At 42.2% G+C, this 23,982-nt stretch carries 22 protein-coding genes; 11 read left to right on the top strand and 11 right to left on the bottom strand.

The annotated features are described in order from the left end of the window. Positions 1 to 138: 138 nt before the first annotated feature. From L4C54_RS19400 to L4C54_RS19390, 3 genes are all read left to right on the top strand, one after another. On the top strand, positions 139 to 1,812 hold the full coding sequence (locus L4C54_RS19400) for an amidohydrolase (protein ID WP_428809437.1): 1,674 nt from the start codon (positions 139 to 141) through the stop codon (positions 1,810 to 1,812). Positions 1,813 to 2,022: 210 nt separating this feature from the next. Then, positions 2,023 to 2,823, top strand: a complete 801-nt coding sequence (locus tag L4C54_RS19395; protein WP_428809436.1) for a hypothetical protein — start codon at positions 2,023 to 2,025, stop codon at positions 2,821 to 2,823. Between the two features lie 124 nt (positions 2,824 to 2,947). Further along, on the top strand, positions 2,948 to 4,621 hold the full coding sequence (locus L4C54_RS19390; RefSeq protein ID WP_428809435.1) for an MFS transporter: 1,674 nt from the start codon (positions 2,948 to 2,950) through the stop codon (positions 4,619 to 4,621). Between the two features lie 142 nt (positions 4,622 to 4,763). On the opposite strand, the gene L4C54_RS19385 is transcribed toward L4C54_RS19390, so the two are convergent. After that, a complete protein-coding gene (locus L4C54_RS19385) occupies positions 4,764 to 5,195 on the bottom strand; it encodes a VOC family protein (protein ID WP_428809434.1) in 432 nt (143 codons plus the stop codon). A 77-nt stretch (positions 5,196 to 5,272) separates the two neighbouring features. Then, positions 5,273 to 5,935, bottom strand: a complete 663-nt coding sequence (locus L4C54_RS19380; protein ID WP_428809433.1) for an SH3 domain-containing protein — start codon at positions 5,933 to 5,935, stop codon at positions 5,273 to 5,275. Positions 5,936 to 6,046: 111 nt separating this feature from the next. Between L4C54_RS19380 and L4C54_RS19375 the strand changes: the two genes are divergently transcribed. Then, positions 6,047 to 6,637, top strand: a complete 591-nt coding sequence (locus L4C54_RS19375) for a hypothetical protein (protein WP_428809432.1) — start codon at positions 6,047 to 6,049, stop codon at positions 6,635 to 6,637. Positions 6,638 to 6,715: 78 nt separating this feature from the next. Here the strand turns inward: L4C54_RS19375 and L4C54_RS19370 are convergent, their stop codons facing one another. Next, a complete protein-coding gene (locus tag L4C54_RS19370; RefSeq protein ID WP_428809431.1) occupies positions 6,716 to 7,051 on the bottom strand; it encodes a 4a-hydroxytetrahydrobiopterin dehydratase in 336 nt (111 codons plus the stop codon). Then, entirely contained in the window at positions 7,041 to 7,835 is a 795-nt protein-coding gene (gene phhA / locus L4C54_RS19365) for a phenylalanine 4-monooxygenase (RefSeq protein WP_428809430.1), read from the bottom strand. Before phhA ends, L4C54_RS19370 begins: the two co-directional genes overlap by 11 nt. 221 nt (positions 7,836 to 8,056) lie before the next feature. On the opposite strand from phhA, the gene L4C54_RS19360 reads away from it, so the two are divergent. Then, a complete protein-coding gene (locus L4C54_RS19360) occupies positions 8,057 to 10,033 on the top strand; it encodes an acetoacetate--CoA ligase (protein WP_428809429.1) in 1,977 nt (658 codons plus the stop codon). Positions 10,034 to 10,105: 72 nt separating this feature from the next. Here the strand turns inward: L4C54_RS19360 and L4C54_RS19355 are convergent, their stop codons facing one another. Next, positions 10,106 to 10,687, bottom strand: coding sequence for a class I SAM-dependent DNA methyltransferase (locus L4C54_RS19355; RefSeq protein WP_428809524.1), 582 nt, complete (start codon positions 10,685 to 10,687; stop codon positions 10,106 to 10,108). 137 nt (positions 10,688 to 10,824) lie between these two features. On the opposite strand from L4C54_RS19355, the gene L4C54_RS19350 reads away from it, so the two are divergent. After that, the gene (locus L4C54_RS19350; protein ID WP_428809428.1) at positions 10,825 to 11,703 is read left to right on the top strand and encodes a LysR family transcriptional regulator; all 879 of its coding nucleotides are present in this window, start codon (positions 10,825 to 10,827) and stop codon (positions 11,701 to 11,703) included. 198 nt (positions 11,704 to 11,901) lie between these two features. Beyond that, positions 11,902 to 12,801: a cation diffusion facilitator family transporter gene (locus L4C54_RS19345; protein WP_428809427.1), complete on the top strand. Its 900-nt coding sequence runs from the start codon at positions 11,902 to 11,904 to the stop codon at positions 12,799 to 12,801. 38 nt (positions 12,802 to 12,839) lie between these two features. Here the strand turns inward: L4C54_RS19345 and yddG are convergent, their stop codons facing one another. Continuing rightward, complete coding sequence (gene yddG, locus L4C54_RS19340) at positions 12,840 to 13,724, bottom strand: aromatic amino acid DMT transporter YddG (protein WP_428800658.1); 885 nt, start codon at positions 13,722 to 13,724, stop codon at positions 12,840 to 12,842. Between the two features lie 138 nt (positions 13,725 to 13,862). On the opposite strand from yddG, the gene L4C54_RS19335 reads away from it, so the two are divergent. Together L4C54_RS19335 and nagE are read left to right on the top strand one after the other, a co-directional pair. After that, positions 13,863 to 14,489, top strand: a complete 627-nt coding sequence (locus L4C54_RS19335) for a DUF1294 domain-containing protein (RefSeq protein WP_428809426.1) — start codon at positions 13,863 to 13,865, stop codon at positions 14,487 to 14,489. A 163-nt stretch (positions 14,490 to 14,652) separates the two neighbouring features. Further along, positions 14,653 to 16,134 carry an N-acetylglucosamine-specific PTS transporter subunit IIBC gene (gene nagE, locus L4C54_RS19330; protein ID WP_428809425.1) on the top strand — a complete coding sequence of 494 codons (1,482 nt, stop codon included), beginning with the start codon at positions 14,653 to 14,655 and terminating at the stop codon, positions 16,132 to 16,134. A gap of 81 nt (positions 16,135 to 16,215) precedes the next feature. Here nagE and L4C54_RS19325 read toward each other — a convergent pair whose 3' ends face one another. From L4C54_RS19325 to L4C54_RS19305, 5 genes are all read right to left on the bottom strand, one after another. Beyond that, positions 16,216 to 17,508: a sensor histidine kinase gene (locus L4C54_RS19325; protein ID WP_428809424.1), complete on the bottom strand. Its 1,293-nt coding sequence runs from the start codon at positions 17,506 to 17,508 to the stop codon at positions 16,216 to 16,218. Beyond that, positions 17,492 to 18,166 (bottom strand): response regulator transcription factor, encoded by a 675-nt coding sequence (locus L4C54_RS19320; protein ID WP_428800662.1) that lies wholly within the window; start codon positions 18,164 to 18,166, stop codon positions 17,492 to 17,494. Before L4C54_RS19320 ends, L4C54_RS19325 begins: the two co-directional genes overlap by 17 nt. A gap of 240 nt (positions 18,167 to 18,406) precedes the next feature. Further along, positions 18,407 to 19,432, bottom strand: coding sequence for a S1 family peptidase (locus tag L4C54_RS19315; protein ID WP_428809423.1), 1,026 nt, complete (start codon positions 19,430 to 19,432; stop codon positions 18,407 to 18,409). A 121-nt stretch (positions 19,433 to 19,553) separates the two neighbouring features. Next, positions 19,554 to 20,687 (bottom strand): glycine cleavage system aminomethyltransferase GcvT, encoded by a 1,134-nt coding sequence (gene gcvT, locus L4C54_RS19310; RefSeq protein WP_428809422.1) that lies wholly within the window; start codon positions 20,685 to 20,687, stop codon positions 19,554 to 19,556. A gap of 489 nt (positions 20,688 to 21,176) precedes the next feature. Next, positions 21,177 to 21,800 (bottom strand): helix-turn-helix domain-containing protein, encoded by a 624-nt coding sequence (locus L4C54_RS19305; RefSeq protein ID WP_428800665.1) that lies wholly within the window; start codon positions 21,798 to 21,800, stop codon positions 21,177 to 21,179. 434 nt (positions 21,801 to 22,234) lie between these two features. Here L4C54_RS19305 and L4C54_RS19300 point away from each other — a divergent pair, with 434 nt between their 5' ends. Both L4C54_RS19300 and gcvH read left to right on the top strand, forming a co-directional pair. After that, entirely contained in the window at positions 22,235 to 23,530 is a 1,296-nt protein-coding gene (locus tag L4C54_RS19300) for a serine hydroxymethyltransferase (RefSeq protein ID WP_428809421.1), read from the top strand. A 48-nt stretch (positions 23,531 to 23,578) separates the two neighbouring features. Next, a complete protein-coding gene (gene gcvH / locus L4C54_RS19295; RefSeq protein WP_428800667.1) occupies positions 23,579 to 23,959 on the top strand; it encodes a glycine cleavage system protein GcvH in 381 nt (126 codons plus the stop codon). The last annotated feature ends 23 nt before the right edge of the window (positions 23,960 to 23,982 follow it).

Genomic DNA, 23,982 nt, shown 5'->3' with positions numbered 1-23,982 from the left:
GTCTTCTTGGTGGGTTTTTTACGCCTCTAATTAAGGCCATTATTATCAGTAATAGTGGCCATTAGCTAGGCGCTATTTCGGTTGTTTTCATTGGTTAATAAAATATGTCCATACTAACCAAGTAATAGAGAGAACATCATGAAGCTATATACCGCTAAGAAAGTATTCACAGCCGATAAAGATTTCACTGTTTCTAATGCATTCGTTGTAGACGCAGATCAAATTGTTAAAGTCGGTGAGTTCGAGCACTTAAAAGAAGAATTCCCTACAGCCGAAGTGATTGCTGACTATCAAGACCAATGCATCTACCCTGGGTTCATCGAACCCCACATGCACTTTATTACTTCAGCCGTTATGTTTAGCGCAGTAACACCACTTGGCTACAACGACTGGCCAATGGGCGAGACATTGTACAAAGGCGTTCGTACCTCGCATGAATACCGTGATGCTTTAGTAGAGCTCATCGAAAACCAAAAAGAGTCTGAATTGATCATAGCGTGGGGCCACTATCAACCTCTACATGGATCGCTTGATAAAGAGTACTTGGACTCAATTTGCCCGGATACTCCTTTAGTTATTTGGGGCGCCTCTTGTCACAAAATGAACTTAAACAGCGCTGCTATCAAAGCGTTTAACGTTCAAGATATCCCTGCTGACACATTCGGTATGTACGTTGATGAAAATGGCCAAGCGACCGGCGTCGTTGCAGAGCAAGCCATGATGATTCTGGCTACTCAACACCTTCTTCCAAAAAAGGTAACACCTCAAGGTATCTTCAAGTCATTAAGCGACATTCTAATGATGGGTCGAACCAAAGGGGTTACAACAGCAATGGATCTGGGTCTTGGTTTAACGGGCGTTGACCGTGAGTTAGCGATGCTACAAGCGGCCGATGGTATCCCAGGAATGCCTCGCTGTCGTAAAGGTTACATGTGGCATTGGCAAAGTATCTACATGCACAGCGACAAATGTTTAGACAAGTCATTTGATTTTATCAATAGCCACTACGTCGACAACAATGGCATTTCTCTTACATTCCCGCTTAAATCGGTGAAGTTTTTCGCAGACGGTGCAATGTCTGACTACGAAGTGATCAGCAAGCACACATTTACCGATGGAAGTAGCAACAATGGTTGGATGCATACGTTTGCTGACCGTTCAATGGACACCATTCGTGAAGATATGCAGCTTTATTGGGACCACGATTACAACATCTGTATCCACACCCAAGGCGACTTAGCACACGATACAATCTTAGATACTATGTACGAGCTGCATGAGAATAAGCCAGGCCGCGACGGACAGATGTTCATTCAACACTTTGGTCTGACTGATGATAACTTCTTCAAACGTGTTATCGACGGCCCTGTAAAACCGTCAGCGAGTATCACGCCATACTACAGCTACCAATTTAACTCTTCTTGGAAAAAAGAGAACGTATTGACTGAACCGTTCTACGAGATGCTGCAGCGTGGACGCTCTGCAATCGATGCTGGAATGATGATCAGTGCAAATACAGACGTTCCACTAATGCCAACAAACCCAATGTTAGCGTCTTACATTCTGATGACTCGCGCAGATATCGACGGTGAACTTGTTCTTGAACAAGAAGCGGTTTCTCGAGAAGAGGGATTACGCTCAATCACATCAGTTGCTGCTCAGCAGCACTTACTAGGTGACAACATTGGTTCACTTGAAGTAGGCAAGCTAGCTGACTTTACAGTTCTAGATTTTGATTGGCTAGAAGGCGACCTTGAAGAGTTAAAAGTGCTAGACGCTACAGCTGTATTTATCGGTGGTGAGCCAGCGTAATAATTTATATTAAAGCACGGATAGAGTTTCACTTATATGGATATAGGACTGTATATAGCCTTGTCAGCAAGGCTATATAAAACGTAGATATACAAATAATATCAAACCTAAATAGATTCAAATTATAAATAATCGTAAAGAAAAAGCAGTGGTTGCCTTTATTAATGATTATTTACCGTTGATTCTATCTTCTATATTAAAGAGAAAACCATGAACAAAGTAATCATCCCTTTAGCATTAACAATGATGGCCCCTTATGCACTTGCTGAAGAAGCGACTGACGCACCAGATCCAGGCGATCACACAAAAGTAAGCACGATGGTTGGCGCAACTTACGGTGTCGCAAGCCTTAGTGAAGAAAATGACAACTTCTTCCGCCTTAACGCTCAGATCTCAGGTGCAAAAAACAATGGCAACCTTTTTCTTGGGCAATTGCAATTCGATGGTCGTGAAGATCAACAATTTGATGATAGCTTTGATCTCACCCAAGTCCGTGCTCGCTACTTTGAAGTGAAGCGAACAGGCTATGAAAGTGTCTCAGTTGCCGGTGTGTCACTTGACTATATTGAGTCTAGCTTTGTTGATACAAACCCAACAGACCGACTTCTAGCCGTTGGTGGGATAGTTCGTGTCGCGACTCCTTTTGCCAACTGGCTAGCATTTCCAATTCTTGCTGGTGTCTATGCACAAAATGATAAAGCATTTTCTGACGCTGGTGTTGTAGATAAAAACGCTTGGGGTGTTCAGGTTAATATGATGAACTCAGTTTACTTACACGAAAACGGGACACACCTACAATTTAACCCCCAATATTCTATGGTTGATATGGGCGGGATGCTAGGCACTGTCAATTCATTGCAGCTGGATACTGCATTACAGTTTCCTATGACAGATAACCGTAAGCACTGGGGGAAGATCACTTACATTGAACGATTCAGCGATGCTACTCAATCATTTGGGCATGTAGATACTGGTCGTGAGTTACTATTTAGCTACAACTACTACTTATAATAAACATTCTTAAAAGAACACACAATATACAGTCACCCTTCCCCAGGGACTATTAAGTCGTGACTAAGAGCTAATGAAATACTTTCAGCATGGAAGAGAGTATTTCAACAAATGAAGCTTACTTATGAGTGAAACAAATAACGTACAATTTGAACGAACATCTAATAATTTAATTAACGAAAACATTGAAACTAAAATCAATAAAAAACCAGAATCATTTATTAGTAAGTGGACTGTGTTAATTATATTAATATTAGCTCAAACGATTGTTGTTTTTGATAACGGCACACTAATGATAGCGGCAGACTCCCTTACGGATACTTTGTCAATGTCTCTGTCAGAGTTACAGCAAGCCAATACTATCTACCCTATGGTCGGTGCAATTTTCATGATAGCGGGGGGAATGCTAGGAATGATCATTGGTTGGCGCTTACAACTTCAGCTTGGAATCGCATTATTAGTATTCAGTTCTATCGCAGCCGCTCTTGCACCTAATGCGAGCGTGTTCATATTCGGAGCAAGAGTGCTTGCTGGCTTAGGCGGCGGAATGATGGTCCCCGCGATTTTTGGTTATTGTACCGCGCACTACAAGGGTAAAGATCAAGCTCTCGCTTTTGGATTTCTCGCTGGCAGCGTCGGGCTAACAGGTATGCTAGCTCCTCTCTTTCTTGGCTACATCATTGATTCATTTAGCTATAGAGCCTCTTACTATTTAGTTGCAATATACTGTCTACTCGTCCTTATTTTCTCATTTACTCTAACGAATAAAAAAACCAACAACACCAACCTAAAGTTCGATTTTGGTGGCATGCTTCTTATCGGCACAGGTCTGCTTCTAATCATTGTTAGTGCTTTATATATCTCCAAGTGGGGGCTTATCTCACCTCTAACTCAATTCTCCATCGGCGGTTACGCACCAACAATCCCTATCTTTCTTTTAGGCGCTTTATTTGTCGTTCTCTTTATCAAATGGGAAGAGCGCATGGAACAGCACGAGCGAGATGTTATCTTTCCTAGAGCGTTGCGTCATAACAAACAAGTTTTGATAGGTATGTTTTACTGTGCAATGACTTACCTGCTCTATCCAACTATGATTTTTATTACGATTACCTACTTGCAACTTACAGGCATTTTTACCGCCACCGAATCGGGTCTCATTATTGGGCTAAATGCGTTTGGCATGGTTACAACGTCGATACTGACTCCAAGTAAGCTGTCACACTTTTCATCTAGAAAGCTTATTCTTCTGGCGAGTAGCTTCTGTGCGGTAGGCGTCACACTCATGTGGCTTGCTTACAACAACCAAGAGACAAGCTTCCTTATCTACGTTGCTCAATTTGTGTTTGGTTTAGGCTGCGGTATTTATGCTTCCCATGCACCCTACATTATTACGTCTTCTGTCAGTCAAAAGAACGCTGAGCAGTCGTCAGGGCTACAAACAACCTCACGTAACTTTGGGAAAGCATTAGGCGTCGCCATACTCGGTACTATTCTGGCGGTCAGTTATTCAAATTCATTCAAATCATACGCAGAGCAATCTCACGAGCTTTCATCAGATACTCATTCGTTGATTCGCAGTCAAATGGTTATTCCATTCTCAAGCGACATTGAACTAGCCAATATGATGACTTCTGCTCAAATCAGTAAAAACGAGCAAACTGTTATTTTGGATTTAGTCGAAGTAAGTCGATTGGAAGGACTGCGGTGTGCGTTTGGTGGGTTTTTCTTGTTACTTCTAATCAGTGTCACAGTGAGTCGAGGGCTTCGTAAGAATATACCTGACTCAAATAAGAGTTAACTAAGCTCAGTGAGCACCTAGGAAAAAACTCTCCGCTAAGTGTTTTCTGACTTGATTAAATTGATTGAATAGGTGCGTTTAATTTTCGTTAAACCATTCTATTCAATCGTTAATTCTAAACCGCAACGATTCGACAATATCGCTACTCAATGACTAAGCTACCATCATCTTTAAATTGCCAGAAATCAGCGTAAGCAACTTCCCACAAATACCCATCAGGATCAGAAAAGTAACCGCTATAGCCACCCCAGAAGACATCCTGAGCGGGTTTCTCTAATTTTGCCCCCGCTTCAACCGCTGTTTGTAGAATTTCGTCAACTTCTTCTTTGCGTCGAGTATTGTGCGCCAGTGTGATCCCAGAAAAACTCTCCGCGCTGCGAGCAGCAAATTTGTCTGATACATCTTTTGCTAGCTCTTGTAGTGGATACAGCGCTAAGCAAACGCCTTGACTCTTAAAAAAGACAATACCCTCTTCTGGTGATTTAGAGCTTTCAAATCCCAAAGCAGTATAGAACTGATATGAACGCGCCAAATCTTGCACGCCTAATGTGATAATGCTAACTCTTGGTTCCATCTAATCATCCTTAATATAAACACTGACAGGCGCTTAATCGAAGCGAAGCCCTTAATCGTAAGCCCTATTTATAACACTTATTTATAGAACACAGCACCGCTATTCACATCCAAATAAATCTTGTCGGCCTGCTTCATACCACCACAGTAGACAAAATAAACGTCTCTATCACTGTAGCGAATAGAGCGAACCCAACCGCCTAGCTCTTCAAAATCAACCGGGCTGCAAGTCTCTGCCTTCAACAGCTCATCGGTTGTTTTCAAAAACTTCACTTCATGAACTTTAAAATCGTCAGATTTATCGATATAAGTCATTAATGTATCATGACGCTCTTCTTTCGTGATCACTGGTGGATCTTCAACTAGCGCTTCCATAGGGATCCATTCCGCGATCTCTTCTCCCCCCTCTTCATAGACGTAGTAAACCGAAATCCGCCCCCAACCGTCACGCTCTTCCAAAATAGTGACATCGTCACCTCTATATAAAACACTCTCGATATAAGCGGCGTGATCTGGTCGCTCCCTAACACCTAGCTTCGGTGTGTTTACGTAGAAGTCCGTCACTTTTGGCGGTATTACGATTGGTTTATCAACTGTCGGCTCGGGAGCTTCTTCCTCTTCCTCTGTCATTGGAGGCGCAGAATTAGCCTCTTGCATCGGTAGCCAGTAGAACAGGTAAAAACCTGCACCTGCACCGCCGAGCCCAGCCACTAATAAGAGGATCATTATTATCTTTTTCATCAATCAAACTGACCTAATTAGAGAGTTCACTATTTTTTCAATCGCTCATAAACTTTATATCACTAATTTGCTTCCTATAATCAATATAGGTTCAACAATTATTAAGCGTGTATGCGTCATCATTTGGTATTCATCATTATAGCGGCGGTTTTGCTAATCTCTTTACCCACAAAGGTAAAAAGCCAGCATTGCGTTGAAGCACGATGGAACCAAGCTCTAAAAGAACAAACAGAAATTGAACATTGGTACAACCAAAGAGCACGCCGATTTAACCTCCTTTATGAGGAATACCAACAACAAATATTACTCAACAAAGAGTTTAGTTTAAATGAGCTTGTACAATTTTGGCGACCGGACACAACTGACTTTCACCAAAAGATGACACAACAAATAGCCTTGTCACTTCGGTATGCAACGCTAGTCGAATATGAGAGAGAGGCATTAAATGTCGGGATACCTAGCGTAAAAACGATACAAGAAAATTGGAAAAACTTTATCAATCACTGTCAAGATATGGATCTCAATGTAAATGCGCTTTCTAGCTATCAATACTATGTTTCTAATGATGAATTACTCCGAGAAATCGAGCTATTAAGCGCCAAGCTTAGTTATATGCAAAAGCAGTATGCCGACGAAGCACAAGCACTGTCAAAGGCTCGTGATGTAGCGAATGAGAAGTATCAACCTGAAGAGATGAACTAGAAATTCCGACACCCCATGCACTACTCGAATGCATTCATGTGACAGAGCTTTGAACCTAAGCTCTGTCTTGCTAATTGACTAACTTAGATTCAGATCATCGCATTTCGCTGCACAAATGAAATCATTTTTATGTAAACCACGTATAGAATGACTCCACCAAGTTACGGTCACTTTTCCCCACTCAAGTAAAATTGCAGGGTGATGACCTTCCACCTCAGCCAATTCTGAAATTCTATTTGAAAATGCCCAAGCCAGTTTATAGTTCTTAAAAGAGTAGGACTTAACGAGCTGTGGAATCGTATCGTGTTGCTTTAATTTCCAATCGACTAATTGACGAAGTAGTTCTTGTTGTTCTGCTTCTGTTAATGCGATTGATTCAAGGCCACAAGCTTCACATTGCATGTTATTTAACATTTGAGACTTCCTTTGGTTCAAATAACGGAGGAAATAGGTCGAGGTTCATAGCGGAGTGAACTTCGCTAGTCAGGTCATGTTGACTTAAATGATAGAGTTGTTTTAGGTCTTTTAAAACATAGTAAATTGGCTGCATGATGTCTATTCGATAAGGAGTTCTCAACACTTTACTAATATCAAAATCAACTCTTTTGGGCTTATTATCATCCAATGCATACTTCGTTTCCCCAGGGGATGACAAAATTCCACCACCGTAAATCTTAGTTTCCCCTTGCTCAATGACCAACCCAAATTCTACCGTAAACCAATAAAGCCTTGCTAAATAGACTCGCTGTTTATGATTCGCATGTTTGCCCAATTGACCGTATGCATGAGTAAAGTGTGCAAAGTCTGAATTAGTTAGCATGGCACAATGACCAAAGACTTCGTGGAAAAAGTCGGGTTCTTGCAGGTAATCAAACTCCTCTCTTGTTCTTAAAAAAGTCGCTACTGGAAATTGCTTGTTGGCCAGTAATTCAAAAAATCGGTCAAAACTAATAAGTGCAGCGACTGGCGCTAATTGCCATCCTGTTTGCTGTATCAAGACTTGGTTAATGTCGCTAAGTTGGGGAACATGATCAACTGGAAGGTTTAATAGAGATAATCCCTCTATATACGCATTGCATGCACGGCTTTCGACCAAAGGAAGCTGTCTCGAATAGAGTTCACTCCAGATTTCATCTTCGGTTTTGTCCCATTCAACATATCCATTGTTGTTTACTGGCTTAGACTGATATTTAGTCATCAAACATCCCTTGATTGCCCTATTACTTTAAGCCTATTTGCGATTCTAAGGCCATGCCAATAAACCGAGACAAATCCAACAGAATGCAATGTAACAATTTATTTACATCGTCAAGTTTTGTTTTATTATTCAGTCTCATGCTAACACCAACATTTGACACATTGCCGATCGCCATCAACACTTAACTTAGTCAATATTGGACGCAAAATAACGAGAATCGAATGTCAAACAACGCCCCTATCTGGACACCAAGCCAGCAGCGGATTGAAGAGTCAAATCTTCACCAGTTTATCCAGCACATTAACATGCAGGGTGAAGCCATTGAAGACTATGCGTCGCTACACGATTGGTCAGTTAATGACACCAAACAGTTTTGGCTAGAGATATGGCAATTTTGCGATGTCATCGGTTACAAAGGGGAATGTATTTTTGGCGAAGGTATCGCTAAATGGGGCGACTTCTACCCTGCTAGAGACACTATTTGGTTCCCACAAGCGCAGCTCAACTATGCTGAAAACCTACTCTCATTTGCATTTCAACAACCAAACGAAGTCGCCATTTGGTTCGCTAATGAACAAGAGTCGGTGAAGCAGTTATCGTGGCAGGAATTGTGTGATCAAGTATCCATTGTGCAGCAGTGGCTAAAACAGAATGGGGTTGAAAAAGGAGATGTGGTCGCCGGGTACTTACCCTATATTCCAGAAGCTGTCATCGCAATGCTCGCGACAACAAGCCTAGGTGCTATATGGACATCAACGTCGCCCGATTTTGGCAGTGATAGCGTGATTGAACGCTTTGGTCAGGTAAAGCCAAAAGTACTGTTTTGCTGCGATGGCTACCAGTTCAATGGAAAAACCTACTCCCTGCATGATAAGAACAATGACATTGTAAAGGCATTAAGTAGTATTGAGAGTGTTTGTGGCATCGACTACGCACGTACACAAGATAATCACTATGAATACCACCATCACTATTCTGATTGGGATTCGGTCATAGCGAACTACCTGCCAAGAGGCCTGCGTTATCAGCGCGTCGCTTTTAATGACCCGCTCTTTATTCTTTACTCTTCAGGAACAACGGGCAAACCAAAATGCATCGTTCATTCTGTTGGTGGTACGGTACTTAACCACCAAAAAGAGCATCAATTGCACTGTGATATTCAGCCTCTTGACCGAGTATTTTATTATACGACCTGTGGGTGGATGATGTGGAATTGGCATGTCTCTACTCTTGCCAGTGGCGCAACGCTAGTCATATACGATGGTAGCCCGATGTTCCCTGCCGCTGACTCGTTATGGAAACTTGCTGAAGAGGCAAAAGTGTCACTATTTGGAACATCAGCTAAATACCTACAAGCGTTAGAAAAAAGTACATTGGTCCCTCACGAGAAGTTTGATCTTGATGCATTAAAAACACTCTGCTCAACAGGCTCGGTTTTGTACCCAACCCAATTTGATTTCGTATACCGAAGCATTAAGGCAGATCTTCATTTGGCCTCTATTTCTGGCGGAACTGATATTTGTGGCTGCTTTGTACTTGGGAGCCCTATCACCCCTGTCTATCGTGGTGAGTGCCAAGTTAAAGGCTTAGGGCTCGATGTTGCAGTATTTAACTCGCAAGGCGAATCAATAACCCAGCAACGAGGTGAGCTTGTGTGTTGTAACAGCTTTCCGAACCAACCTGCTGGTTTTTGGCAGGACGGAGGCCAAAAATATCATGCAGCCTACTGGGATCGTTATCCCAATACATGGCACCACGGTGACGACGTGAGTCTTAGCGGCAGTCAAGGCATGACATTCTATGGTCGAAGCGATGCAACCTTGAATCCGGGTGGTGTACGCATTGGCACAGGCGAGATCTATCAGCAGGTAAATCAGCTCGATTACATACAAGATTCATTAGCAGTAGGACAATCGATAGAGGATGACGAGCGCATTTTGTTGTTTGTCCAAATGACGAACAACCAAACGCTTAATGATGCGTTATGCAATGATATTAAGCAGCTATTGAAATTAAAGTGCTCGCCTCGACATGTTCCTTGGGCGATATTTGCCATTTCAGACATACCGAGAACAAAATCTGGAAAACTAGTAGAATTGGCCGTCAAACAGGTAGTCAATGGGCAAGAGGTGTTGAATAGAGAAGCGATCGCTAACCCAGAACGACTTGATGACATCGCACAGCTAATTCGCTCCTAGCTTTAAGCCAGTTCATCGCATAATTGCTTTGCAACGTCACCACTGTCTCTAGAGGGATATGGAAAAGTCTGGTTAACTTTTCTTACCAACACCCATCAATACTGAACGCTTACCATGTTTAGTATCCATTTCAAACGCGATGGAAACACTGACAGAATCAAAACCAACGCTGGTTAACACTTGCTCTACTTTGGTTTGACTTAGACCAAAGTCAGCATTTTCCTCAGCGAGCCAATCCCAATGGACGAAAATACCATCGTTGTCCAAAATAGAGTAAATGACATTGGCTGTTTCTGCAAAGCTAGGTAAAAAACCACAAACTGATGAAGCAACAACAACATCAAACTGGTTTCTAAAAGCAGGATGTTGTGCAACAAGCCCACGAGTTAGCTCATCAACAACAGGCTCTACGTTTGGTAGCTCTTTCATATCGAGCTGCTCAATCATCGCTTCAGACGAATCCAGTGCAACGATATCTTTCGCTGTAGACACCATTTTTTGGCTCAGAAGGCCGGTTCCACATCCAAAATCAAGAACATGCTTGCCTTTCAAGCTAGTCTGCTGTGTTAGCTGTTCAAATACGTGAGATGCAAACTCAGACGTTGCTTGTTCCGTTTCCCAAGTTTTCGCGTATTCGTCCCATTCGTTCGCCATCATGATCTCCCTGTAAAATCTTTCATTTGGCAATAGGCTCAAGAGTAAACCAAAATGAAGCGCGAAGGTATCTCTTCGACAGACAAATTAACAATATTTGTATATGATTCATGGACTCGATCCAGATTGTACAACAAATGAACTTATCTCAAATTGAAGCTTTTTGCCGAGTTGCTGATACAGGCTCTGTCTCTGAAGCCGCGCGACAACTTGAATGTAACCGAACGAAATTAAGCATGGCCATCAAGGCCCTTGAGAAAGAGCTCGCTACTGAGCTTTTTGTTCGTAGTGGCAACAATGTTGAATTATCAGAAGCAGGTAAGGCTATATATAAAGACTGTGAGAACTTAATCGTGACCGCTTCTCGCATCAAGCAAACGTGTTTGCATGCCTCTGGGGAGTTTAATGCTGAGGTCTGGATCGCTCGAGACGACTCTCTTCCTGACGATATTTGGCAAGATCTCGCCCACACCATGAACAAACGTTTTCCAGCGACCTCTTTTAATATTGTCCTAGCGTCGAGTGGTGACTTATCCAATCTTGTTGAAACTCAGCAAGTTGACTTCGCTTTTGGCGTTGATTATGAGCGCACCGATGACCCACGAATTACCTATCAGCCTTTGGGTAAAATACGAATGATGTCGGTCTGTAAAAGTGATCATTCACTCAGTAAGCTTGGCCGAGTCTCTGACGAAGTATTACGAAATTCAATGCAAGCGATCATGGTTTACCTTAATGAGAAAGATAATCCAGAACTACAACCGTTCTCTCTTCGTCATATCGGCTTCTCTAGCTTTGACTATATGCTCGCCACAATTCTAACGGAAAATGCTTGGGGCGTGCTTCCTGAGCCCCTCATTCGACACCACCTAAGGCAGCAAAAGCTCTCTGTCATCAAGCATACGTATGGTTTAACCCAAGAAGATTATTGTATGTTTACTGCAGCAGGCATGTCTGAACACCCAGGGATGGTGTGGCTTGCGGATAAGCTCAGCGATTACCTATTTGATTTTTGATTACATTTAATAGATGCATCATTTGGTGACAAATCAGCCAGCGTCAATTTTACTGACAGATAAATATAACACTAACCCATTGAAATATAACAATTAAGAACCATCCCTCACCTTTCACGAAAGTTAACAAATTATTAACCGTTGCTATATTTCCCTCTCAGGCCAAGAATGAAGAGGTGTTTATGACGAGTAATATTTATGTGCGCCAGAACAAACCAGAATGAAAAACAAGTGCTTAGCTTCTCAGCCCTATTAGCATTGGCATTTGCTTTAGGTGGACTAACGCTTGGTTGGTTTGTCGGTTCCTTGGTCATCATGTTCGATGGTGTCTATTCTCTCGTCAGTCTACTGTTAACTTTATTGTCACTCGCCGCTTCTCGTTACATTCAATCACCGTCAAAAGCTACTTTTCCTCTAGGAAAAGCGATACTTGAACCCGTGGTAATTTCTATAAAAGCCATCACAATTCTAATTATTGTTGGTTACTCTGTCTATTCAGCCGGCTTAGCGATGCTTAGTGGTGGCCGAGAGGTCGATACATCAATTGCAACAGCATTTGGGGTTATTAATGTTCTGGGTTGTGGATACGCTTGGTGGTACATCGCCAATAAAAGTAAACGCTTCTCTTCCGGGCTAATAAAAGCAGAATCAAAGCAGTGGCAAATGGATACTCTACTCAGCGTCGCCGTGACTTTAGGCTTTGTTACTGCATGGTTAATCACGCTTACTGAGTTATCTCACTATGCTGTTTATGCTGACCCTATGATGATGCTGCTGATGTCGTTCTATTTCATTAAAGTGCCATTTGATATGCTAAAAGACGCAATGAAAGAGCTGTTAACCATGGCGCCAAACCAAGACATTTGCTCAACCGTTGATGACGATGTGTGCGCGGTCGATAAAGAGATGAAACAGGATTTAGATATAGAACTAGCTGCCGTTACAAAAGTGGGCAACGAACTGCGAGTTAGTGTTGATGTTCATTCACATAGCGATCAAATCAACACTAACGAGCTTGAAAAAACGCGTCATGCACTAACCAAGCGTTTATCAAAATTACCACTAGACCTTCAGTTAACAATGAACCTTGCCAGCTAATAGTGATATTCGATATTCACCCCGTCGAATTACATTCGCTAATGTTCTCGTGTATACCACCAGCATATTAACGAGCCAGCTGTCACCATTGCTACACCTTGCCAAAAAGTAGACGTAAGGCTCACATTCAAAATATAAGAAGCGATTAGGGTCGACATTACGGGGGTGAAATAAGACAAAGATGCTAAAAGCACCATGTTGCCTTTTAATATCGCAAAGTTCCATAGTGCGTACCCACCACCAATTACCATACCCGCAAGCAGTAAATTAAATGACGCTGGAACGGTAAATTCCATACCCTGCTCATCACTAACAAAGTATTGAATCCATAGCGTCACGGCCGTTAGTATAAAAAATATTACAATGGCATTTTGGCCGTTCGCCAATCGCTTAGTGACATTGCAATAAATAGCCCAAATAAAAGCACCGATAAATGCCATGCTATACGTTGCTGGATTGGTTGCCACATTACTCATGAGTTGTGCAACGGTGAAATCCCCATCACCGATCACGGCCCAAACCACACCAAAAAGAGCAATAAAAATTCCGGGATACACCAAACCATGAGTTTTTTTCTTACTCACGACGACGGCCAACAACACTGTTAAGGCGGGCCAAAGGTAGTTAATCACCGCCATTTCTAACGCTTGATGTCGGTCATTTGCCATTCCCAAAGCCAAAGCAAGGCAGATTTCGTAGCTGACAAATAGAACCGATCCTATCAAAACATAACGAGGTGAAAACCGCCCCAACTTAGGCACACCCATAACGAGAACGAGAAATAGCGAAGCAACGGTGTAAAGAAGCGCAGCACCGCCTATAGGTCCAAAATCTTCTGCAACAGTACGAGCAAGCCCAATGAGGCAGCTCCATAGGAAAATCGCAGCTATTCCACACATTGTATATCTATGATTATTCAACAAGTTTTAGTCTTCTAGCACATTTAGTTGACTGCAGAATAACACAACCATTTGATTAACCTAGATTAAAAATAACATCATCGTTTGAGTGTTCTATACTAATTAATGTCGCAGGTTTTCTAGTTTTTCCGGGTCAACATAATGATAATTAAAGGTAAGATTTCAGAGCGTTACGATAATCAAAACTATGGGTATATAACCCCAGATTTGAGTTCGTTGCGTATCAAGTTTTACTTTGATGATATTAAAGGCGACCCCTCTCTATTACTCGTTCATGATCGTGTCGTATTCAAGTTATCAAAAGATAAAGCAGGCCAAAGTATAGCGACGAAAATTGAACGGCTTAGGCACTTACACCCACTTCTCATCGTTGCTGTCTGGTTCTTCGCAAGCTTAACGGGTTGTGTGTGGTACTTTGGCTACCCTATTGATGTCTTAAACTATTACACCTTTATTAATCTTCTGGTCATTTTCATCGTTTGGCTTGATAAGCGTGCAATTAAATTAAATAAACCCACAACGGGCGAAGCAAGTTATTTATTCTTCGCGCTAATTGGCGGTTGGATATGCAGCCTCATTTTTCACTATGTTTGGCACCTTAAACAGAAATCGTTCTTCTATCAGGTGTTCTTGTTCCTCATAATCACTGGGCACGTCGCCTTTTTTGGCTGGACGCTGACCGCCTATGGAACCTTTTGGCTTGAACAACAATTAATAGCTTTAAAGCCGCTGGTAACAAGCCTTCGAGAAATACTGTCACGGTATTAAGCTCAATAGTGAGCTGGTCAATAACCGCTAACTAACCTTTTGATAAATCGCTCCTTAATTGTTTTATTTCCTCCAAGATTAAGAATAATTAATGAAAGCACAACCGCTCCTTAATCCTCACTTATTTATCCTAGAGAAATAATCAATATAAAAAGGATAAGAGATGAACATACTTGGATATTTACAAAAAATAGGTAAGGCGCTGATGGTGCCAATAGCCGTACTCCCTGCAGGCGGTCTGATGTTAGGTTTAGGCTATGCTTTGGACCCTACTGGTTGGGGTGAAAATAGTGCTATTGCAACCATCTTAGTTTACGGAGGCAAAGGCATTATGGATAACCAAGCATGGTTATTCGCAGTCGGTGTTGCTTACGGTCTTGCTAAAGATAACAACGGTGCCGCTGCCCTTTCAGGTCTTCTTGGATTACTCATCATTGAAATGATCGTAGGAAACGTAGCCGTCATATCCCAAATTACCGGTGTTCCGGTCAGTCAAATGACCAGCTCTGAGCTAATTGCATCTGAGGCTTCCGTCAGTGCGTTTACGGGCATCATGATGGGTATTGTTGCAGCGACACTGTACAACCGCTTCCACACTATCAAGCTCCCTGCGGCTTTAGGCTTTTTTGGCGGTCGACGCTTCATTCCAATCGTAACTTCACTCGCTGCAATCACCATCAGTTTAGCAATGGTCTACATATGGCCTGTCGTTTATGGTGCATTAGTTGATTTTGGTATTGCGATTTCAGAACTAGGCGCAGCCGGCGCTGGGCTGTATGGGTTCTTCAACCGTCTTCTTATTCCTGTTGGCCTTCACCACGCGTTAAACCAAGTGTTCATTTTTGATTTAGTCGGTATTAATGACATTTCAAAACTTTGGTCAGGCACTGGAGAACTCGGTGTAACGGGTATTTACCAAGGTGGTTTATTCCCTGTGATGGGCTATGGCTTACCAGCAGCGTGTTTAGCAATGTACCATTGTGCGAAGCCTGAAAACAAAAAGAAAGTAGGTGGCATTTTAGGTGCATCAGCATTAACAGCAATTCTTACGGGTGTAACCGAGCCAATTGAATTTGCCTTTATGTTTGTCGCTCCTGTTCTCTTCGTAATTCATGCTCTGCTCACGGCATTATCACTGTATATCGCAGCTAGCATGCAATGGATTGCCGGTTTTACTTTCAGTGCAGGACTTATTGATTTCGTATTGTCATTCAACCTACCGCTTGCAATGAAACCTTATATGCTAATCGTACAGGGAATCTGTTTTGCGGCGATTTACTACTGTGTATTCCGCTTCGCAATCATCAAATTTGACCTTAAAACACCAGGTCGTGAAGATGATGAAACAGAAGAAGTGGCAACAGTAAGCTCTAACGAGAAAGCTGCTCTTTATCTAAAAGCATTAGGCGGACACCAAAACCTTGAGACCATTGACTCATGTATCACACGCTTGCGATTGACATTAAAAGATATCTCAGTCGCTGACGAGAAAGCTTTAAAAGCCATTGGGGCAATGGGTGTCGTGAAGATTGGTGGCAATAATCTACAAGTTATCATCGGTACGGAAGCTGAAGAAATTGCGCATGCAATGAAGCAGATTCCTGCTAGCCAAGACTTAACCGGGCTATCAACACCAGCTCAATAGCGCCCGAAGATAGTATTTTAAGTACAATAAAGCCAAAGCATACGCTTTGGCTTTTTCTTGATTAGACTAAGCACTTTACTTCTAGTGATCGAAATAAATTCTCGCTCTTAGCCCTGGGTTGTTGTCTCTCAAAATCAAGCGGGCATTATGCCGGTTGACCACGGCATCAACTAATGAAAGACCTAATCCATTGCCATGCTCACTTCTACTTTTATCAGCTCGGTACATAGGTCGGCACACATTTAGTTTATCAGCATCCGAAATCCCTATACCGGAATCAGTCACAACGACACCAAAATGATCAACGATCACCTCAACACGACCGCCTTCAGGCGTATATTTAACTGCGTTTTCAATGAGGTTAAAGACTGCTCGAAAGAGTAACGATCGGTCTCCTATCACTGAGCAGGGGTGGTCTTCACGAAGAGTCATTGACTGTAATTTCAACTCGGCCAAAGGTGAAATAAACTCCATTGCATCTTTCGCTATCAACCCCAAGTCAACACGTTCGGTTTGAACCATTAGCTGACCACTATTCAACTTAGCTATTTCCAACATGCTATTAAACAGAGAAAGAATCAGCTCTAACTCATCGTGGCAGATCGACAGTTGCTCTTGCTGCCCCTCGGGTAAATCTGATTGTGACAACATGTCTTCGAGTCGTAACTTGAGGCGAGCCATTGGCGTTCGCATATCATGCGCCATCCCAACCGTTAGAGACTTGAGCGATGATTCGTTTTGCGCCATTTGTTCAATCATAAAATTGAGATGGATCGCTATGACATCGAATTCATCATCTTGCTTTGAAACAGGAATTTTTACATTTCGCTCGCCACAGAGCACTCGGTTCATCGATTTATTGATAAGCTCTATTTTTTTTAGCATTACAACGGTAAAAAATAATGCAGCAACTAACATGACAGCAATCGGAAATACGACTCCCGATAGCACAATAGGGATCAGTGATTTACGAAACGCATCAACACTTGCGGGGTCAATACCAATTTCCAATTGATGGTCTGTGCCAATACGAATATAAGTCTTATTATTGACGGACAAAGAACTTACAGGGTAATAGTGAGCACTATAAACTGGCTCTTCATACTCAGAGAGTTTATAAAAGAAAGGGGTTTTGGTCACTTGCTTAGTCCGTAGAAAGGTCTCTACTTGTTCTTTCCCTTGTTTTGCCACAAAACTAAACTCGAGAATTTCATCGTTGAGCTGCTTAGTAAGTTGTTGTTGATGAAAAGCGTCGGAATCTAAATATACTTTTCGTATTACTACGATATTTACAATCGTCACTAAAATAAACAAGGTAATAAGTGTCTTAAAAATCGATGACCGTGTCAGTGTATAATCATCGACGAAGGACATAGCCAGCCCCTCTCACTGTATGGAGTAAATCCCGACAATCTGCGTCCTCAAGTTTTCGCCTTAAGTTGGCCACATGAACATCAATCACATTTGTTTTTGGATCAAAGTGGTAGCTCCAAATACTTTCAAATAAACGCATACGCGAGACCACTTGCTCACTGTGCTCAATAAAATACTGGAGTAATTGAAACTCTTTAGGCTGCAAGTTAAGTTCTTGATGATTACACATCACACGATGTGCTTTTAAATTCAGCTCAAGACAGTCATAGCTGAGTATGTTTTGAAACGGTGTCTGCCTTTGAGTTCGATTAATGATGATATCGACTCTAGCGATCAACTCTGCCAACGCGAAAGGCTTTATCAAATAATCATCGCTGCCCGCTTGTAGACCATCAACTCTGTCTTCCACGCTGTCCATTGCGCTCAATATCAAGACGGGTAGATCTTCTTGGGTTGCCTTTATAGCAGATAGCACTTTCATTCCATCTAGATATGGCAACATTCGATCAAGAACAACCAACTGGTACTCACTACTGAGTGCCATCATAAGGCCTTGCTTGCCGTCTTCTGCTTGGTCGACAGAATAGCCGTGCTCCTGCAAACCTTTAGCAACAAACTCTCTGGTCGTCATATCGTCTTCGATGATGAGTATTTTCACAACATCTCCTCACTTTGGGGGCTTTAAGGGTATCGTATTCATAAAGGGAGTGGTATAAAAATGGCTCGCGTGACTAATGCGAGCCATAACGGTTTAGGGGGTAAACCGCGTATTCTTATTCGTCTTTAAGGACTAAGTCAGTATGACTTATCTTATATTTAGTTCTGATGGATAGAACATTAAAGATTCTTAATGCAGAACATGATTAAAGGTCTTGACCGTACAAAACAATTAATAAATTCAACTTGTCAGTACACTTTTCTTTCGACACCTAACAAGTGTTAGTAGCGGCATCATCAGTAATGCAAACCAGCCTATAGAACCACCACCAGAGTCACCACCTGTATCGGTTGTAACACCGTCAGTGTCAACTACACTAGAATCCTCATTACGTATTAAGCTACGTATACCATTGGTTGTGACAACATAATACTTTGGATCTTCTTGACCATTGATAACTTGGCTAATCCAAGATTGATAATCATAGACCTCAGTGAAAGCAGATGAATAAGGAGCAGATGAATCTCCGCATGTTTTGGGTCCAAAGCTAGTGATCCCTATTTGTTGCCCTCCCCAAAATAGCGGCCCGCCTGAATCACCATTACAGGTAGAGTTTTTATACCCGCTTCCACCAACAGCACTAGTAAAACAAATCTGCTTATTTGACATTCGGCTATCGCAGGTTGCATTATTTTCTTGAGTTAACGTTGTCTCGAGTAAAAGATTACCACCATCCACGTTACCCTCAATCAAACCATGACCGATGGTGGTCGAGTTACCCGTATACTCCAACGTAGAGCCCGTATAATTCGTCGTTGTATTAAGCAAAGCGTAGAAGTTACCAACGTTAAGTGCCGTTTCTAATTTAAGAATAGCGATATCATTCGCGTATAAGTCGCTATCACTGTCAGAATAATCTGTAGGGTAATAGTATTTTTCGACTCTCGCTTTATCGACCCCGCCATTCAAATAATCAGACTCATCTTCAAGCCCCGGGGCGACATAAAAATTCAACATCCCATCAAAATCATCATAAATGCAATGGGCAGCTGTCAAGATATACTGCGAATTGATCACCGTCGCCCCACAGTAGTTACCATAAGATGAGCCGTTGTCATAAAAAAGACTGGCAAAGCTAGGATAATTGGCTATATCTGCGCTACTACCATTAACAATATATGCACTTACATCAGAAGCAAATGCATTAAAACTCAGTGAAGCACAGCCTAAAAGCAGGCCACTAACGCGCATACAACTTTTGTTCATCAAGTAATCCTTCTTAACTGAACATTGATTAGGTGAATATGTCCATATAGTACCTAAGTGCCAACAACAAAAAAACCCTCGGAAAGAGGGCTTTTACTTCATTCCTTAGTACTAGTATAAGCTACCCACGGAAATAACGCTGAGGAACAAACGGCATTTTTTCTACTGTCATTGGAAGCTTTTTACCACGTACTTCAGCAAACAGTTCTGTACCAACAGCCATTAGGTCAGCTCTTACATAAGCCATTGATACTGGCTTGCCAGCATTTGGTCCAGCTGTACCACTTGTTACGATGCCTACTTTGTTATCTTCTGCATCAAAAAGCTCAGTACCTTCACGTACTGGTGCTTTCGTTTGACCAATCAAACCAACACGTTTACGCGTTACGTCTTTAGTGATGATTTGGTTTAGGATGATATCTGCACCAGGGAAACCGCCTGCACGTTCACCATCTGTACGACGTACTTTTTGAATGCCCCATAAAAGGCTAGCTTCAACTGGTGTTGTGGTCGTATCAAGGTCGTGACCGTACAAACATAGACCACACTCTAAGCGAAGTGAATCACGTGCGCCTAGGCCAATCCATTCGACTTCTTCAAACGACGTTAACTTACGACCCAAAGACTCAGCATGCTCAGATGGCACTGAAATCTCGTAGCCATCTTCACCCGTGTAACCACTACGGCTTACGATACATTCAACGCCATCGATATCTAGAGTTCTTACATCCATAAACACCATGTCTGCAACTTCTGGTTGAATCTGAGACAATACAGTGACGGCTTTTGGTCCTTGAAGTGCAAGTAGTGCGCGATCTTCAATAATTTCAAGTTCTACACCTGAAGGTAGATGTGCTTGTAGGTGGGTAATGTCTTGCTCTTTACATGCAGCATTAACAACAACAAATAGATGATCGCCTTGGTTCGCCACCATAAGGTCATCCATAATACCGCCCTGCTCATTGGTAAAGAACGCATAACGTTGATTGCCTTGTGGAAGGTCGATGATATCAACAGGAACCAATGACTCTAAGAATGCAGCTGCCCCTTCACCGTGCAGGCGTAGTTGCCCCATATGAGACACATCAAACAAACCAGCAGCGTCACGAGTATGAAGATGCTCTTTTTTAACGCCAAGTGGATACTGAACTGGCATGTCGTACCCTGCGAACGGTACCATCTTTGCGCCTACTTCAACGTGTAGGGTATGCAGCGGGGTCTTCAAAAGTTCTTGATTCGTTAGTTCTTGAGACATTTTCTTCTCCGGTAGGTCAGACACAGCGTATCTATTTATTTAACTGGTTCGATTATTTAACTAATTCGACAAAGTTAATGAGTGCATTGGGCGATTAACCGCTTTTCACAACTAATAGCTTTTAGCTACTTATTGCTTTAGCTAACCATAGCTTTAACGACTAATCACATGAGCGACTGTTAATGTGGCAATGTTTTATAATGTGACAATGTTTTAGTGAGCTTTCCACTTTCTAAATTCACTTAGGTGGAAATCTTGTTTCCTATAATAAACAAGCATGACGACTTTTCCACCTTTAACAAGTTCCCCACAGCTCAAAGTGTGACATTTAACATACTAATTACAATAATCAGCCCAAATAAAAAGCGCCCATTCGATTCATTCCAAATCAAACAGGCGCTTTTCAATCGATTTACTTAAAAACGAAAACGGTTGCTTTCACTATAAGAAATTTGTATCCCTCACTTTAAACATCACGAATTGTCGTATTTACTTCGCGGTCACCCACAAAATGTGCGCATCTTCCTCACTGGTAGAGATCAACATATGGCCCATATTCGCGTCATAATAAACACTATCACCTTCGCTCATTGACACTGGTTCGTAAAACTCAGAATAGAACAATACTTCACCAGAAAGAATCAACAAGAACTCTTCACCATCGTGTCTTACCCAATCCCCATACTCTTCAAACTTACGTGCATGAATGCGGCTTTTGAACGGCATCATCTTTTTATTAGAAAGCTGAGTGGCAAGCAATTCATGCTCATAAGTTGGGGTAGGATGTGCTTTACCTTCACCAGAACGGGATATATCACGACGCCCCGTTGCAACTTTTTTCCTAGGTGGCTCAAAGAGTTGAGGCATATTTATCTGCAAACCAAGCGCCAATTTCTGCATTGCTTGAAACGTTGGTGAGATCTGTTCATTTTCTATTTTACTTAACGTAGAGCGAGCTAAGCCCGTTCGTTGACTAGCCTCTTCTAACGTAATACCAAGCTTAGCTCGAATGTCTTTGATTCGCTCTCCAAGCTTTAATGGCTCTATGTTTTGATCCGTTGATTCTTTGGCCAACGTTAAAGATGGGTACTCGTCATAGATGTCTTCTGACATGCTTTTCCCTCTACTATTGTTACTTCCTGTCTGTGAGTATTCATTGTTGCATGAAGCGACTAATTGATTAAAGACCACACACCAAAATAAAGCGTGCTCTCGGTAACAGAAATGGAAACTAGGTTTCCTATAGGAAATTTTTGATTGATTGTTTTTGTGGCTGGGGGTATGTTATCGACTTGTTAGATGAAGAGATGCAGTTTTTGGTTTGACCTAAGTTCGTTTTATTGAGCATTTGGTTGAATCGCTTTTACCCATTTTAGGGACTTATTCGCGCTGTATTGCTGTTAGAAATCAATGGTTGTTAGATGCAAGTTGTTCCACCTAAACCATGCAGATAACACCGCCTATAAACAGTATTACAGTTATAAACGAAAGATTTAGCAGGCAACAACAATAATGCAAGCTTGCTATTAAATTGGAAGACCTCTGCCATGAACAAAGCTTACTCGAACCACAGCCTAGACAGTTTTTTCACCACCAACCTTGGTGCTACTGACGATGCCGTATTTGCAGGCATCCAAGCTGAGAACACGCGTCAAAACGAACAAATTGAATTAATCGCCTCAGAAAACATTGTTTCTAAAGCGGTTATGCAAGCGCAAGGTACATGCCTAACTAACAAATATGCAGAAGGCTACCCTGGTCGTCGCTACTACGGTGGTTGTGAACATGTTGATACAGTAGAAGCGATTGCTATTGAGCGCGCTAAAAAGCTGTTTAACTGTGGCTATGTGAATGTTCAGCCTCACTCTGGTGCTCAAGCGAACGGTGCGGTCAAACTAGCGCTTCTTCAACCGGGCGACACAATTCTTGGTATGTCTTTAGACGCAGGTGGCCACTTAACTCATGGTGCGCGCCCAGCAATGTCAGGAAAGTGGTTCAATGCTGTTCAATATGGCGTTGATCGTGACACTCTAGAAATCGATTACGATGCCGTATTAGAACTAGCTAAAGAACATAAGCCGAAGATGATCATCGCGGGCGGTTCAGCTATTCCGCGCACTATCGATTTTGCTAAATTCCGCGCAATCGCTGATGAAGTCGATGCAATCCTAATGGTCGATATGGCTCACATCGCCGGCCTTATTGCTACTGGTGCTCACCCTAGCCCACTTCCTCACGCTCACGTTGTAACAACAACAACGCATAAAACATTGCGTGGCCCACGTGGCGGCATGATTCTAACAAACGACGAAGCGATCAATAAGAAGATCAACTCAGCAGTATTCCCTGGTCTTCAAGGCGGTCCACTGATGCACGTTATCGCAGCTAAAGCGGTCGCATTTGGTGAGGCACTTGGTCCTGAGTTTTCGACTTACATTGATTCTGTCATCAACAACGCGAAAGTTCTTGCTGAAGTCCTGCAAGCTCGTGGCTGTGACATCGTTACAGGTGGAACAGATACACACCTAATGCTAGTCGACCTACGTCCTAAAGGACTAAAAGGTAATAAAGCAGAAGAAGCATTAGAACGTGCAGGGATCACATGTAACAAAAATGGCATTCCATTTGATACAGAAAAACCTATGATTACATCGGGTATCCGTTTGGGTACACCAGCAGGAACCAGTCGTGGTTTCGGCAGTGAAGAATTTAAGCTCGTCGGTGAGTGGATTGGTGACGTACTAGATGGTCTTGTTGAAAGCCCTGAAGGTAACCCAGAAGTTGAACAGCGTGTTCGCAAGCAAGTGAAAACGCTGTGTGCTCGCTTCCCACTGTACCAATAAGAATTGAACAACATTTTAAAAACTAATAGTTATTTTTGGAGATAAGCAATGGATAACACACTAAAGTTTGCAGAGAGCCACGAATGGGTTAAAGACAATGGTGACGGCACTGTAACCATCGGAATTTCAGCTCACGCACAAGAAATGCTTGGCGATGTCGTATTTGTCGACCTACCAGAAGTTGAAGACGAAATCGAAGCGGGCGAAAGCTTCTCTTTGGTTGAATCTGTTAAAGCAGCGTCTGACATTTATGCTCCTGTAACTGGTGAGATTGTTGAAATCAATGAAGAGCTTGAAGATAGCCCTGAGCTGATTAATGAAGAGTCTTACGAAGGTGGCTGGATAGTAAAAGTTAAGCTTTCTGACCCATCAGAGCTTGATAATCTAAAAAATGCTGAAGAATACCTAAACTCTATCGAAGATGAGTAATTAGGAAGACAAATTAAAGCTGC

This window comes from Vibrio lamellibrachiae (genome assembly GCF_050337265.1).
GTDB lineage: Bacteria > Pseudomonadota > Gammaproteobacteria > Enterobacterales > Vibrionaceae > Vibrio > Vibrio kyushuensis.
This window is presented reverse-complemented; position numbering and strand designations above follow the sequence as displayed.

Excerpts from the sequence above, each read along its gene's own strand:
- L4C54_RS19305 (WP_428800665.1), bottom strand. The coding sequence starts at position 21,800 with ATGTCAGAAGACATCTATGACGAGTACCCATCTTTAACGTTGGCCAAA.
- L4C54_RS19395 (WP_428809436.1), top strand. The coding sequence starts at position 2,023 with ATGAACAAAGTAATCATCCCTTTAGCATTAACAATGATGGCCCCTTAT.
- L4C54_RS19360 (WP_428809429.1), top strand. The coding sequence starts at position 8,057 with ATGTCAAACAACGCCCCTATCTGGACACCAAGCCAGCAGCGGATTGAA.
- L4C54_RS19325 (WP_428809424.1), bottom strand. The coding sequence starts at position 17,508 with ATGTCCTTCGTCGATGATTATACACTGACACGGTCATCGATTTTTAAG.
- L4C54_RS19375 (WP_428809432.1), top strand. The coding sequence starts at position 6,047 with ATGCGTCATCATTTGGTATTCATCATTATAGCGGCGGTTTTGCTAATC.
- gcvT (WP_428809422.1), bottom strand. The coding sequence starts at position 20,687 with ATGTCTCAAGAACTAACGAATCAAGAACTTTTGAAGACCCCGCTGCAT.
- L4C54_RS19385 (WP_428809434.1), bottom strand. The coding sequence starts at position 5,195 with ATGGAACCAAGAGTTAGCATTATCACATTAGGCGTGCAAGATTTGGCG.
- L4C54_RS19380 (WP_428809433.1), bottom strand. The coding sequence starts at position 5,935 with ATGAAAAAGATAATAATGATCCTCTTATTAGTGGCTGGGCTCGGCGGT.
- L4C54_RS19335 (WP_428809426.1), top strand. The coding sequence starts at position 13,863 with ATGATAATTAAAGGTAAGATTTCAGAGCGTTACGATAATCAAAACTAT.
- L4C54_RS19370 (WP_428809431.1), bottom strand. The coding sequence starts at position 7,051 with ATGTTAAATAACATGCAATGTGAAGCTTGTGGCCTTGAATCAATCGCA.
- L4C54_RS19315 (WP_428809423.1), bottom strand. The coding sequence starts at position 19,432 with ATGAACAAAAGTTGTATGCGCGTTAGTGGCCTGCTTTTAGGCTGTGCT.
- L4C54_RS19400 (WP_428809437.1), top strand. The coding sequence starts at position 139 with ATGAAGCTATATACCGCTAAGAAAGTATTCACAGCCGATAAAGATTTC.
- L4C54_RS19300 (WP_428809421.1), top strand. The coding sequence starts at position 22,235 with ATGAACAAAGCTTACTCGAACCACAGCCTAGACAGTTTTTTCACCACC.
- L4C54_RS19350 (WP_428809428.1), top strand. The coding sequence starts at position 10,825 with ATGAACTTATCTCAAATTGAAGCTTTTTGCCGAGTTGCTGATACAGGC.
- nagE (WP_428809425.1), top strand. The coding sequence starts at position 14,653 with ATGAACATACTTGGATATTTACAAAAAATAGGTAAGGCGCTGATGGTG.
- gcvH (WP_428800667.1), top strand. The coding sequence starts at position 23,579 with ATGGATAACACACTAAAGTTTGCAGAGAGCCACGAATGGGTTAAAGAC.
- L4C54_RS19355 (WP_428809524.1), bottom strand. The coding sequence starts at position 10,687 with ATGGCGAACGAATGGGACGAATACGCGAAAACTTGGGAAACGGAACAA.
- L4C54_RS19390 (WP_428809435.1), top strand. The coding sequence starts at position 2,948 with ATGAGTGAAACAAATAACGTACAATTTGAACGAACATCTAATAATTTA.
- L4C54_RS19345 (WP_428809427.1), top strand. The coding sequence starts at position 11,902 with ATGTGCGCCAGAACAAACCAGAATGAAAAACAAGTGCTTAGCTTCTCA.
- phhA (WP_428809430.1), bottom strand. The coding sequence starts at position 7,835 with ATGACTAAATATCAGTCTAAGCCAGTAAACAACAATGGATATGTTGAA.